The sequence below is a fragment of the Symbioplanes lichenis genome (assembly GCF_030709675.1).
Taxonomy (GTDB): domain Bacteria; phylum Actinomycetota; class Actinomycetes; order Mycobacteriales; family Micromonosporaceae; genus Actinoplanes; species Actinoplanes lichenis.
On sequence record NZ_JAUZQD010000001.1, the window covers coordinates 57,968 to 71,305 of the forward strand.

General features: G+C 73.3%; 11 protein-coding genes. All 11 read right to left on the bottom strand.

All coding sequences use genetic code 11. The annotated features are described in order from the left end of the window. Window positions 1–13: 13 nt before the first annotated feature. The gene (locus RAN62_RS00260) at window positions 14–898 is read right to left on the bottom strand and encodes a roadblock/LC7 domain-containing protein (RefSeq protein ID WP_305782352.1); all 885 of its coding nucleotides are present in this window, start codon (window positions 896–898) and stop codon (window positions 14–16) included. Between the two features lie 14 nt (window positions 899–912). After that, a complete protein-coding gene (locus RAN62_RS00265) occupies window positions 913–1,347 on the bottom strand; it encodes a hypothetical protein (protein ID WP_305782353.1) in 435 nt (144 codons plus the stop codon). After that, window positions 1,344–1,718: a hypothetical protein gene (locus RAN62_RS00270; RefSeq protein ID WP_305782354.1), complete on the bottom strand. Its 375-nt coding sequence runs from the start codon at window positions 1,716–1,718 to the stop codon at window positions 1,344–1,346. The genes RAN62_RS00265 and RAN62_RS00270 overlap by 4 nt, the downstream gene beginning before the upstream one ends. Before the next feature lie 520 nt (window positions 1,719–2,238). Beyond that, a complete protein-coding gene (locus RAN62_RS00275) occupies window positions 2,239–3,177 on the bottom strand; it encodes a ribose-phosphate diphosphokinase (protein ID WP_305782355.1) in 939 nt (312 codons plus the stop codon). Window positions 3,178–3,229: 52 nt separating this feature from the next. Continuing rightward, a complete protein-coding gene (locus RAN62_RS00280; RefSeq protein WP_305782356.1) occupies window positions 3,230–4,069 on the bottom strand; it encodes an ABC transporter ATP-binding protein in 840 nt (279 codons plus the stop codon). A 62-nt stretch (window positions 4,070–4,131) separates the two neighbouring features. Next, window positions 4,132–4,587, bottom strand: a complete 456-nt coding sequence (locus tag RAN62_RS00285) for an OsmC family protein (protein WP_305782357.1) — start codon at window positions 4,585–4,587, stop codon at window positions 4,132–4,134. An 18-nt stretch (window positions 4,588–4,605) separates the two neighbouring features. Then, window positions 4,606–5,256 carry an ABC transporter ATP-binding protein gene (locus RAN62_RS00290; RefSeq protein WP_305782358.1) on the bottom strand — a complete coding sequence of 217 codons (651 nt, stop codon included), beginning with the start codon at window positions 5,254–5,256 and terminating at the stop codon, window positions 4,606–4,608. A 9-nt stretch (window positions 5,257–5,265) separates the two neighbouring features. Beyond that, entirely contained in the window at window positions 5,266–8,265 is a 3,000-nt protein-coding gene (locus RAN62_RS00295; RefSeq protein WP_305782359.1) for an FtsX-like permease family protein, read from the bottom strand. Then, on the bottom strand, window positions 8,262–11,285 hold the full coding sequence (locus RAN62_RS00300) for an FtsX-like permease family protein (protein ID WP_305782360.1): 3,024 nt from the start codon (window positions 11,283–11,285) through the stop codon (window positions 8,262–8,264). The genes RAN62_RS00295 and RAN62_RS00300 overlap by 4 nt, the downstream gene beginning before the upstream one ends. A gap of 121 nt (window positions 11,286–11,406) precedes the next feature. Continuing rightward, entirely contained in the window at window positions 11,407–12,411 is a 1,005-nt protein-coding gene (locus tag RAN62_RS00305; protein ID WP_305782361.1) for a magnesium transporter CorA family protein, read from the bottom strand. Between the two features lie 17 nt (window positions 12,412–12,428). Continuing rightward, window positions 12,429–13,211, bottom strand: coding sequence for a polysaccharide lyase family 7 protein (locus tag RAN62_RS00310; protein WP_305782362.1), 783 nt, complete (start codon window positions 13,209–13,211; stop codon window positions 12,429–12,431). Window positions 13,212–13,338 lie beyond the last annotated feature (127 nt).

Genomic DNA, 13,338 nt, shown 5'->3' on the forward strand with positions numbered 1-13,338 from the left:
CGGGGTGGGCCGTTCAGAGCTGCTTGAGCGAGCCGAGCACGCGCTCGAGCACGGTCTCGTCGTTCAGGTAGGGCTGGCCGAGCAGGTCGAGCCACGCCGCGGGGGTGGCGGTGGCCGTCACCGCGGCCGGCGGGATCTTGTCCGTGCGCGGTTCCCGGCGGGGCAGCAGCGGCTTCTTCCCCTCCCCCGGCTCCTCGGCCGCCTCGGGCTGCGGTTCCGCGACCCGATCTTCCTCCGTGAGGGCGTCCGGTTCCAGCCCCGGGGCGGGTTGTTCGCCTGTTCGCAACCCCGGCTCGCCGGTTTCGTCCGGCTCGCCGGATTCCTCCTCCGCGACGACGCTGACCTCGTCCTCCACCTCGGCCGCGTGCCGGGGTGCGGAGCCGGGCTCGTCCTCCACGAGGGCCGGCGCGGCGGAGACAGGCGCCGCCGATACCGGTGCCGCGGAGAGCGGCGCGACCGAGACCGGCGCGGCCGAGACCGGCGCCGCTGGGGCCGGGACGACGGCAGCCGACGCCCGTACCGTCGGCGCCGCCGGGGCCGACGACGCCACATAGGCCGCGGTCAGCCGGCGGAAATCGTGCCGGGCCATCGCGAGGTTGGCCCCCGCCCGCCGCAGCATGAGGTGCGCGACCCGCCCGGCCTCCCCCTCGCCCGGCAGCAGCCGCAGCACGTGGAACGCACTGGCGCTCGTGATCAGCACGTCGTCGAGGGTGTCGTCCACGCTCTGGTCCGCCGCGCCCAGCCGGACCAGGTCGGCGGCGGACCGGCCCACGCCGGCGGCCGCGCGGGCCTGGTCGTCGGTGGGGGTCCGCCCCCACCAGGTGAGGGCGGGGCCGTCCGCGGCGATGAGCGCCACCGCGTACGCGCCCGGGATCCGGAGCGCATCGTCCAGCCTCATAGAACCTCCGCAGCTCAACCGGCGAAGCCGGATTCCAGCTGCTTCATCACGATGCGCGCCTGCGCGGAGACCATGCCGACCTTGACGTCGCGGCGGCAGACGATGACCGCCACGATGTCCTGGTTCGCCTGGCTCCGCAGGAACAGGTGGATCAGGTTGTCGCTGTGCACCAGGATTTCCTGGAAGTAGTGCCGCGTGTCGGTGACCCCGCGACGGGCCTTGAACATCTCCTCGATCATGGTCACGTTGCGGCCCTGGAAGAGGTCGAAGGTCGCCGCGGCGAGGAGGTCGAGCAGCTCACCCGGGTAGTCGTCGAGGGTGTCGACGGCCAGCAGCATCCCCGTCGACATGTCCACGAGTCCCGAGGCGATGCAGTCGGGCACGAGGGCCCGGAAGTCCGCCACCGCGCTGGTGACGATCTCCGACATGCTGCGGGTGGCGCTCGTCATACCTCGAGGTCGGCTTCGATGCGGCGGAGCTGGTGACGCGCGAGACCCAGGTTGGCGCGGTTCTTGTGGAGCGCCAGGTAGAGGAAGAACGCGTCGCCGCTGCGGGAGCTCTTGAGCAGGCGGATCAGGTGGTACTGGGTGTCCAGCGTGATCAGGATGTCCTCGATCGAGTCGGTCAGCCCGAGCATCTCGAGGGTGCGCACCTTGGCGCGGACCACGTCGGTGTTGCCGGCCGCGGCGACGTTCATGTCCATGGTCGGGCCGCCGCCCATGACGCCCAGGGTCAGGCCGCTGGTGTAGTCGACCAGCGCGACGCCGACGGCGCCGTCGATGGACATCGCTTCCTTGAGGGACGTTTCGATGTTAGCCACGTGTCCTCCGTGTGCTCATGGCCCCGGCCCGCAGCGCGTGACCTGCGGAGTTGTCGGGCCGGAGCGGTCCGGATCATGCGACGGCCAGCGTGACACAGGTCTGCGCCGAACTGCACAGCGCTGCCCGCATGCCGTGAGAGATCAACCTGAACATAGGCTAGCCCGTCCCCCGACCGGGGGATGGACAAACGCACCACCCGGCTCAACCGAATCGACGCAGCTCACGGCCCATATGTGCCACCGCGAGGGGGATCCGGCACCCTTCGCGGCCACAGTGGACGGCGCTCCGCCCGGGCCGGCGGCACCCCGCACGACATCCGTCGCACCGGCCGTCCGGGCCGCCGCGGCGAGCAGGTCACGTCCCGCCCCGGCGTAGACCAGAGGTAATCATGACCGGGACCACTTTGTCAACGGAGAGTAGGCGCCGCGATTAACGCCGATCCCCACCTGAACTGGCCTGATTCCCGATTCGTCCTTATCTTTACCACCACAATGAGTGACGGCGACCAGTCACTCACGGTCATGCGAAGAGGGCGCTGACCGATTCCCCGTTGTGAATGCGGCGCATGGCCTCGGCGAGGGCCGGCGCCACCGACAGGACGGTCAGTTTCCCGGTACGCCCGGCGTACGGCACCGGCACCGTGTTGGTGCAGACGATCTCCTCGACGTCCTTCTCCTCGGAGAGACGTTCCACCGCACGGGCCGCGAACAGGCCGTGGGTGCACGCGACCCGGATACTCCGGACATTTCTCTCGCGCAACCGCTCCAGCAGCTCGAACACCGTGCTGCCCTTGGCGATCTCGTCGTCCAGGATGATGACGTCCCGGCCCGCCACGTCGCCGATGACCGTGCTGATCACGACCTTGTCGTCCGCGTACCGTTGCTTGGCGCCGGCGGCGACCTCGATGCCGAGCATGCGGGCGAAGGCGGCGGCCTCCTTGGCGTTGCCCAGGTCGGGCGAGACGACGACCGAGTTGCTCAGGTCGTAGCCCCGGAAGTGCTGGGCCAGCTCACGCAGCGCGTGCAGATGGTCGACGGGGACGCTGAAGAAGCCGTGGACCTGCGGCGAGTGCAGGGTCATGGCCAGGATCCGGTGCGCGCCCGCGGTCTGGAGCAGGTCGGCCACGAGGCGTCCCCCGATGGAGATGCGCGGGGCGTCCTTCTTGTCGCTCCGGGCGTACGCGTAATGCGGCAGCACCACGGTGATCCGCCCCGCGGAGGCCCCGCGCGCGGCGTCGAGCATGAAGAGCAGTTCGACCAGGTTCTCCTGTACGGGCGGCACGAGCGGCTGGATCAGGAACACGTCCCGCTCGCGGCAGTTGCCCTGCAGCTGCACCTCGATGCAGTCGTTCGCGAAACGGGAGGTCCGGGTGGGCAGGAGGGGCACGCCGAGATGCTCACAGATCTCGGCCGCCAGCTCGGGGTGGGCATTACCGGTAAACACGGCGATGTCGCGCACGGCGCCCACCCTAGACAAAGTCCGCCCGCCACGTCCGGGTGACCAGGGCCGCTCAGGCCGCCTCGACGCCGCCCGGGACCAGCGTGACCGACCCGTTCTCGTGGTCGACGGTGAAGAGCGTGCCGGGCGGGAAGCTGCCCAGCACCTCGGGCGGCAGTTGCACGGTCCCGTCCCCGGCCACCACGGCGAAGTCCTGCCCGTCGCGCCCCTCGGCCCCCACCCGCCCGTCGCGGATGGTCACGGCCCGGCCCAGCCGCGCGCCGACCTCGTTGTCGTGCGTCACGACGACGATGGTGGTGTGCCGCTCGGTGTTGACCGTCTCCATGGCCTCGAGCACCTCGTCCCGCCCGGCGGTGTCGAGCCGGCTGGTGGGCTCGTCGACCAGCAGCAGCCCCGGCCCCGCGGCGATGCCCACGGCGAGTGCGGCGCGCTGCCGCCCGCCCGGCGTCAGCTCGTCGAGGCGGGCGCGGCCCCGGCCGGGGAGACCGACGAGATCGAGGATGCGGTCCGGGTCGTCCAGCTCCACCCCCCGCGTACGGGCGGCCCGCCGCTGCGCCAGCCAGATGTTGCGGTGCAGCGACGCGTACGGCAGCAGGTTGCGCGCCGCCCCCTGCAACACGACGCCGATCTCGGTCCCCCGCAGCCGCGACACCTCGTTGTCGGTGAGCTTGCCCATGTCGTACGGGCCGATGTTGATCCGCCCCGCGGACGGCCGCATCATGCCCGCCAGCAGCGAGATGAGCGTCGACTTCCCCGACCCCGACGGTCCCACCAACGCCATCGTCTCGCCGGGCGCGATCGACAGATCCACCCCGGCCAGCGCCACGACGTCACCGGCCTCCGCGCGATAGATGTGGACGACGCGCCGGCAGGCCACCGCAAGACCGTTCATGGCTGATCAACCTAGCCCACGAACCAGTGGCCATGGTCACGCCCGAGCGGCAATCCCCGTGCCTACGCGATCACCACGGTCGGGGTGATGGTGATGGTGGAGTTCAGGGAGTTGGCGATGTAGCACTCCTCGTGCGCCTGCTCGACCAGCTCGAGGACGAGGGACTCGGCCGCGCCGGCCACCTCGATCACCGGGCGCAGCTCGATCGTCTCGATGCGGGCCTTGCGCAGGTCCTCGCTCAGATAGCCGGTCGCGTCGTCGGTGTAGCGGACCACGTCGAGGTGCTTGCGCGCGGCCAGCGACAGGAAGGACAGCAGCTGGCACGAGCTCGCGGCCAGCACCACGAGCTGCTCGGGGTTGAGCCGGGCGGCGTCGCCGCGGAAGTGCGGGTCGGCGCTCAGGGTCAGCGCCGCGGTGGCGGGTGGGGCGGTGGCGCGGTGTTCCCGGCTGTACGCGCGGTAGCCCGCCCCCGTCGAGCCGTCCCACTCCAGCCGGGTCTCGTGCGCGAGTCGCTCCATGAGGCGAAAGCCTAAGACCTACCGGACGAGGACGGCTGTCCCGTCGGCGAGGTGCAGCTCGTGGTCGCAGGCCGCCGCGGCTTCCGGGTCGTGGGTGGCGAGGACCACGGCGGCGCCCCGGGCGGCCTCGGCGCGGAGCAGGTCCATGACCTTCTGGCGGTTGGCCGCGTCGAGCTCGCTGGTCACCTCGTCGGCCAGGAGCACGTCGCCGCGGAGGGCGAGGCCGCGGGCGATGGCCGTGCGCTGCTGCTGGCCGCCGGAGAGCTCCTCGACCAGCTGGCCGGCCTGGCCCGCGAGGCCGAGCCGGTCCAGGGACTCCGCGGTGGTGCGGCGGGCCGCGGCCGGGTCGGAGCCGGTCGCCATCATGGCCACCGCCACGTTCTCCGCGGCGGTGAGGATGGCCGCCAGCGCGTTCTCCTGCGGGATGAGCACGACGCCGAGCGCCACCCCGTGGTCGCGGCCGGCCAGGTCGGACCCGTCGACCAGCACCTGGCCCGCACGGGGGCGCAGCACTCCCGCCATCGCCGCCAGCAGGGTCGTCTTGCCGGCGCCGGAGGTGCCCGTCACGGCCAGCAGCTCCCCCGGGCGGGCGGTGACCGTGACACCGCGCAGCACCGGGTCCCCGGGGCCGTACCCCAGGTCCACGTCCTTGATCGTCAGCGTGCGCATCACAGAGTCCTATCGAGAGATCCGCCGGCCCGCCACGACGGCCGCACCGGTCAGCACCATCAGCACCACCACGGCCACGCCCACGACCTGCCACCAGTGCGGCCAGACCGGCAGCGGCAGCGGCGGCGGCTTCAGGCCGGCCAGCGGCAGGGTCCGGCCGGTGAGGTTGTAGCCGAGCAGACCCGCGCCGGTCCCGGCCGGGACCGCCACGAGCACGAGCATGGGGTACGCCCACAGGCCCGCCCGCCGCGCCACCCGCGCGCTGAGCCCCTGCACCCGCAGCGCCGCCAGGTCCTCCGCCTGGCGCGGCCGGTCCACGTCGGCCGCCAGCAGCAGCGCCCCGGCGCCCAGCAGCAGCGCGAGGACCGTCGCCAGCACGTAGAACCACAGGGAGATGGCCGGACCCTGCCGGGCGAGCTGCGCGCGGACCTCGGCGGTGCGGACGTCGCCGGCGATCGTCAGGCCCTGGGTGGACAGCCGGTCGAGGACGTCGGCCGGGGCGTCGTCCGTGAGCCACACCTCGGGCTTGTCGGCCGCTTGTTCGACGGCGGCGGCGCGGTCGGCGTACTCGAGGTCGGTCATCCAGGCGAAGAGCCCGAGCCGCGGAATGCTGTGCAGGTCCACCGCGCGGTCCACCGGGTGCAGCTGCTTGTCGAGGCCGGTGATCTGGTTGCCGGCCCGTCCGGCGATCGCGGCGGGCACCGTTCCGGGGCTGTCGGCCGGTTGCAGCAGGACCCCGTTCTGGCTGAGCCCGTTCGGCGCGGCGATGTCGAGGACCAGGCCCGCCGGGCCGCCGGAGACGCTGCCGTCCGCCGACACGCGCCAGCGGGCAGGGTCGGCGAGCCGGTCGGCGGGCAGGGCCGCGGCGACCGGGTTGACGCTGCCGAGCGCGGTCACCACCAGGTGGGCGGTGACGTTTCCGGAGACGGCCGCCTGCACCTGGATGCCGTCCAGCCGGCAGCCGCCGGCGCACAGCTCGGTGCGCTGGCTGTAATCCTTCACGCCCTCGCGGATGGTCCCGAGGTCGAGCAGGGTCGAGTCGCCGCCGCGCAGGGAGCTGACCGCCACGAGCAGTCCCAGCATCCGTCCGCCGGAGGGCAGGTTGCTCGCGTCGACCCGCAGCGACACGTCCCGGCCCGGGATGACGACCGGCTCCTGCGGCACGGCGGGGCGCAGGGCCCGCGCGACCTCGGCCGCCTGCGGGCCGCTGCCGGGCCATGTCGCCACCGTGGCCAGCCGGGGGCTGTCGACGGCGAGACCGGCCGGTTCGCCGTTGTGGTTGCCTTCCGTCCGGACGACGGCCATCGCGAAGCGCCCGTCCGGGTCGGCCGCCCGGACGGCGCTCAGCAGCTTCCACGGCGAGACGGGGGTGACCGTCAGCACCCGGTCGGCGCCGGTGCCCTGCTCGGCGATGACGTTCCGGTCGCGCAGGCCGGACCCGATCGCGCAGGTCACGTACGCGGCCACACCCGAGACGGCCACGAGCAGCGCGAGCAGGCTCGTGGCGCCCGATCGGCGGGCGAGCTGGAGTCCGGCCAGCGCCACGTCCGTCCGGCCCCGCCGCAGCGCCCGGGCGGCGACGCGGGCCGCGACCGGGACGAGGATCCGGGCGACCAGGAGCGCGGCGGCAAAGATGACCAGGCCCGCGGCGAAGACCCCCGCGCCCTCGGGGACCCCGGAGAGCGAGAGCTGCACGGTCGTCACCACGGCGAGCAGCACGGCGAGGATCTCCAGGACCGGCGCGCGGCGGCCGGCGCCGGTGACCCGCCGCAGCAGGACGGCGACCGGGGCGAAGAGCTGCCGGCGCAGGGCGAGCAGGGCCGCCAGCAGCGCGGCGAGGGCGGCCGGGGCCGCGTACACGAGGGAGCCGAACCCCGCGGCGGTGCCGACGCCGGGGAAGAGCACCGCGGCCATCAGGTTGATCAGCAGCTGGCCGGCGAGACAGCCGGCCAGCGCGCCGGCGACGACGGCGACGAGGTTCTCGCCGGTCGCGAGCAGCAGGCGTTCCCACCGGCGCACGCCGCGCAGCGCGACGACGGCGAGCTCGGGCCGCCGGGCCTCCGCGCCGTAGCCGGCCGCCAGGAAGATGACGAAGCAGGAGAGCACGATCAGCGGCACCGCGACGACCGGCACGATCAGCCGGGCGGTGGCCCGGCCGTCGTCGATGCGGGTGAGCAGCTCGGGCAGGCCGGTGGACACGGAGACGCTCGCGCCCAGGTTCTGGATCATCTTGTCCAGCGTGTCCAGGGCGGCGCGGAGGTCGTCCAGCCGGTCGACGCCGAGCGCGCCCGGCCCGGCGCTGCTGTCCACGGACTTCGAGGCGAACTTGTGGTCCATCGCGGCCACGGTGGCGCCGGGCGTGAAGACGGGCTCGCCGGGCCGGTTGCCGGGGTTCGCGGCGAAGTAGCCGTGCCCGCCCCAATAGGTCGCCCCCGGCGCCGGCACGGTGTAGGTCCCGGCGACGATCATCGTCAACGGCTTCCCGGCCTCGAAGTACATCTGGAACGCCGGGTCCTTGCTGTACTCGGCGTACGCCAGCGTGACGCTGTCCCCGGCGGTCAGCTTCAGCCGCTCCGCGGTGCTCGCCCCGAGCACGATCTCGCCGGAGGCCGCCGCGCACCGGCCGGTGACCATGGTCAGGTGGGCACAGAAGTCCTGCCGGAAGACGAGCCGCGAGGCCCGTACCGTGTCCGGCTCGATCCCGACGGCCGGGTACTCCACGGCGTACACCTGGGTGAAGCCGGGCAGGTCGGCCAGGGCCGGGCCGAGGTCGGCGAAGGACACACCGCGCGCGCCGGCCGACGCGGCGTCGTTCTCCGTCCGGGTGAGGGCCAGGCCGCGCTCGGTCGCGGTGGCCGTGTCGACCTGTCCCGCCGCCACGGCCCGGTCGGCCGCGCGCAGATAGGCGGGGGCGGCGACGGCGGCGGCCACGGCGAGCATCGCCAGCAGGGCCATGGCCACGGCTTGCCGGCGGCGGCGCAGCAGCATGGCGAGGATCAGGGCGGTCATCGGCGGCCTCCCCGCAGGGCCCGGTGCAGCGGCAGGAGCGACAGGCCGCCGGTGACGGCCAGCACCAGCAGGCAGACGGCACCGGCGGCGAGCAGGGCGACGGCCCCGAGCGGGCCCGGCGGTGGCACCACGCTCCAGCTGTCGGTGAACATCGGGGCGCCGGTCCGGGCCAGCGGCCGGGCGAGCAGGGCGGCGACCAGTCCGGCGAGGACTCCCAGCAGGACCAGGGCGATGCCCGCCGCGTACCCGACGACGACGGCCGACCGGACCGGCAGACCCTGCACCCGCAGGGCGCGCAGCTGGTCGAGGTGCGGGCCGCGGTCGGACGCCGTGGCGACGGCGACGGCCGCGGCGGCGAGCAGCACCCCGGCCGCGGCGGCGACCAGCGCGAACCGGGCGGCCTGGGCGACACCCTGCTCCCCCAGCCGCGCCGCCTGGGCCGCCACCGTGGAGTCGCCGGTGATCGTGAGGCCGGCCCGCTGCAGCGCGGGCACCAGGCCGGCCGGCGCGTCTTCCGAGAGCCAGACCTGGGAGATGCCCCGGGAGCCGGCGGCACCCGCTATCCGGCGCGTCGTCTCCAGGTCCGTGAGCACGCCGCTGCCGCCGGCGACGGGCAACGCACTCACCCGCCCGGCGATGCGCACGGGCACGACCGAGTCGCCCACCGAGCTCACCGACGGGTCCTCGAACAGCCATTCCTTCGGCGGCGTCCCGGCCAGGAGCACCGGCACCGGGAGCGTGCTGTCCACCGCGTACACCCGGTTGCCCTTCGGCAGGTCGTCGGCGGCCGAGACGGTGAGGGACAGAGTCAGCGCTCCGGGCGCGGCGCTGAGCGCGGTCGGCGTACCGGTGAAGTCACCGCGCCACCGGCGGGCGTCGCCCAGGGCCGCCGCGTCGAGCACGTCGCGATCCGGGTTCTGCTGGCGCAGCCCGAGCAGGGTCACCTTGCGCAGCTCCGGTGGCGGATCCGCCGCGGCCGTGTTGCTCGGCGGCGCCACGGGAGGCTTGTAACGGGCGACCTCCCACCGGGTCAGCCGGCAGCCTGGTGCCTCCGCGCACCCCTGCACCCGTACGGTCAAAGTGTGCTCGCCCCGCGGCAGCACCGCACCCTCCGTGGCGACCGCACCCGTCGCCTCCTGCTGCACGGTGACCAGGAACCGGACCGTCTTCGCGCCCTCATTGCGCACCCGCGCGGTCACGGTATCCCCGGTGATCGCAGGGGCGACCGGGGCGTCGGGACTGAGCGACCGCGTCAGCGTGCCGGGGTCGCCGTACTCGGGCCGCCAGTTCGCCACCGCGCCGAGCCTGCCGCTGTCCACCGCGACCAGGGGCGGCACGGCGGCGGGATCGCTGACGACGGCCATCGCGTCCCGGCCGCCCGGGTCCGCGGTCCGGACCGCTTCGAGCAGCGCCGTGGCGTTCGCGGCGGTGACGGTCAGCACCCGGGCGGCGCCCACCTCCACCTCGGCCCGGTCGGTGCGGGCGCGATCGTTGGCGGACCACAGCCCGCCGGCCGTCACGAACAGCGCCACCGCCACGGTGACGAGGGCGAACACCCGGTCGGTGCCGGGCTGGCGGGAGATGCGGACGGCGGTCAGGCCGAGCCGCAGCTGCCCGCCGCGCAGGGCGACCGCCCCGGCGGCGTCGGCGGCCCGGCTCAGCAACCGCGCCAGCAGGAGCGCCACCGCCAGCGCGACCAGACCCGGGGCGACCAGGGCCAAGCCGCGGCCCGGAGTGCCGGTGCGGGTCTGGTAGACGGCCGCCACGGCGATCGCCAGCAGGGCCAGGTCGAGCACGTCGGCCCGCCACGAGCGGCGGCTGTCCGGGACCCGGCGCAGCAGTTGCGCGACGGGCAGCCGCAACGTCACGAGCTCGACGGCGGCCAGGGTGAGCAGGCCGCCGAGCAGGACCGCGGCGGCGCCGAGACCGGAGCCCACCAGCACGGACGTACGCTCGTCCGCCTCCACCGGCCCGACGAGCGCCCAGGCCAGGGCGACGCCGAGCGGGACGCCGAGCAGGGTGCCCCCGAGCAGCGGCACGAGATGCTGGCCGAACGCCAGTCCCAGGATCCGCCGGCGCCGGCTGCCGCGCAGTTTGAGCAGCGCCGCGTCGGCCCGGCGCTCGCGACCGGTGTACCGCCCGGCCAGCCCCATGGCGAACCAGCTCAGCACCAGCACCTGGACCAGCGCGACCAGCACGCCGTCGCGGACCAGGGCCCGGTCGGCGGCGATCGCCGCCAGCAGCGGGGCGGTCGGGTCGGTCAGGTTCATGTCCGACGCGTCGTTGGCGGCCCGGGCGGCGTTCGCGAGGACCGCGGCCAGGTCACCCTCCTCGCCGCGCAACAGCGAGCGGGGCAGCTCCACGTCGTACATGAACCGGGGCTCGCGGATCAGCGGGTCGGCGAAGGTGCCGAGGGCGGTGAACATCGGGTCGAGCTGCTGCTCGTTGCCGAACGGCCGGTTGCCCCAGTACGGCCCGGTGGGGTCCACGACGTCGTAGACGGCCGTCACCCGCAGCGCGAGCGGGTCGGACGACGGAGTGACGCCGACCTCGAGGGGCGAGCCCGCGCTCAGGCGCAGCTCGCGGGCGGTGTCCGCGCTGACAGCGATGTCGCCGGGGCGCTCGGGGCAGGTGCCGGTGATCGTGGCCCGGCTGCAGAAGCCGTCGCGGTAGGCCAGCGCCACCGTCTGGTTGGAGCCGCCCGTCAGCACCGTCTCGTCGGCGGCCAGGCCGCGCACCGGCTCCGGTCCTCCGGCCGGGAGGTCGAGCACCCTGCCGGCCGCATCGGCGAAGGCGGCCAGGGACTGCTCCGGGTCGTCGAGGACGCCCGTCTGCCGTACGGACACCACGCGCTGGTCGGCGGGGGCGTGCTCGACGTCGGACAGGGCGGCGGCCGAGGCGCCCGCGATCGCGTACCAGGGGCCGGCGACCGCCACGGCGGCGGCCAGCGTGGTCAGGATCAGCACGGTCAGCGCCTGGGCGGCCCGGGCCCGGACCGCGTGCAGTACCAACGCCAGCATGCCGCCGCCCTCCACCCGGGATGATCCCGGGGCCTTCGCCCGAGATGGTCCCCGGGGCCTCCGCCCGGGATGATCCCCGGGCCTTCGCCCGAGATGATCCCCGGGGAGGGTAGCGGCAAGATCACAGCCAGCCGCGGCGCTTGAGGTACCAATACAGCAACACTCCCGAAACAACGATGACGATCGAGCTGACCAGGAAGCCGCCCGTCGTCTCGTAGCCCCAGTAGGGCACGTTCTGTCCGAAGTAGCCGGTCACCGCGGTCGGCACGGCGATGATCGCGGCCCACGCCGCCAGCTTGCGGGTCGTCACGTTCAGGTTGTTGCTCTGCTCGTTGAGGTCGGCGTCGAGCAGCCCGTTGATCCGGTCGCGGGCCTGGTCGAGCGTCTCGGTCGCGCGCCGCGCGTGGTCGTCCACGTCCCGGAAGTACGGCTTCAGCCCGTCGACGACGAGGTCGAGCTCCAGCCGCAGGAGCGTCGAGATGACGTCCGGCATCGGCGCCACCGAGCGGCGCAGGTGGACGAGCGCCTTGCGCAGCCCGAAGCCGTACATGCGGACGGGCCGCGGGGCGCCGCCCTCCTCGAGCATCGCGTCCTCGGTCTTGTCCATCGCCTCGTCGAGCGCGCGGGCGCCGGCGAACTGCCCGTCCACGACCACGTCGAGCAGCCCGTAGACCAGGAACGAGACGCCGTGCTTGGCCAGCTCCGGCTCGTCGTCCCAGCGGCGCAGCACCGGGCCGAAGTCGCCGGCGGACTTGCGGACCGTGATGAAGGCGCGCTCGGTGATGAAGGAGCTGATCTCCTGCTTGTCCGAGACGGGTGTCGGTCCGTCGGTGCCGACGCTGACCGCGTACACGTTCATGAAGAGGTGGTTGCGGTAGCGGTCCAGCTTGGGCCGCTGGTGATCGTGGACGGCGTCCTCGACCGCCAGCGGGTGCAGGCCGAAGATGGGCGCGACGAGCTGCAGGTCGAGCTCGTCGGGGTCGAGCAGGTCGAGCCACAGCGCCGCGTGCCGGTGCTTCGCCAGGAGCTGCGGGATCTCCTCGAAGGCGAAGTTCTCGGCGACGACCTTGCCGTCCTCGTAGAGACGGGACATGGTCGGGCATTTCAGGCGCTGTGGCTCGGTCACCCTAGGACTCTAAATCCTCAGCTGTGCGTGATCGTCAGCGCGTAGAACTTCACCTTCGCGCCGTTCGTGGTGCTCTCCGAGGAGGACTGGTTGTACGAGCCCGCCTTGAAATACTGCTTGTACGGGTTGAAGGACGACGGGATCGCGTAACTGGTCCGCGACCCGTTGACGGTCAGGTTGATCGTGTTCCCGGTGACATTGATGACGTACGTCCACCGCACGCCCAGGGCGACGTTGCCGACCTTGTGCAGGGTCTGGCCGCCCGCGGGCGAGTTCTCCGTACCGAGATAGATGTCGCCGTTGGGCCGGTAGTAGAGCTCGAGCAGCGGCTTGGTCGACGAGCCGCCGGAGCCGAGGTGCACCTGCCCGACGGCGACGTTCTTGGTCACCTGAGGGATCCGCAGGTCGGCGCGGAGCGTGTGGTTGCCGGCGAGCGGCCAGTCGGCGGCCGATCCGTCGGCGTTCATCTCGCGCAGTTCCGAGCGGGCGTAGTTGGAGTTCGGCGTGGTCACGCCCTTCTCCGGCGCCCAGAAGGTCATCGAGCCGTCGTTCTTGTCGGTCCAGAAGTAGGCGGGGTTGCTGTAGCCGTTCGCGCCCTTGAGCTGCGCGGGCGGGATCGTCGTCGGCGCGCCGGGCGACCCGATCGGCAGCTGCAACGACCAGACCGCGAGGTTGAAGTTGCCGCCGGGCGCGACGTCGGGGTTGAGGGCCGCCGCGCTGGCGCTCATCGTGCCGGCGACGCCGAGGGCGCCGACGGTGACGGAGCTGAGCAGGGCGAGGAGCTGGGTTCGGCGTTTCATGCCGGGCCTCCGCTACTGAGGGGATGAGGTCGGCCGCACCGATGGGGGTCGATGCGACAGCCCTTTCTATCAAGCTTTGATTTTGTTGTCAGTTGACGCTTCAAGTCAGAGGCGTCATGCTGGGGCG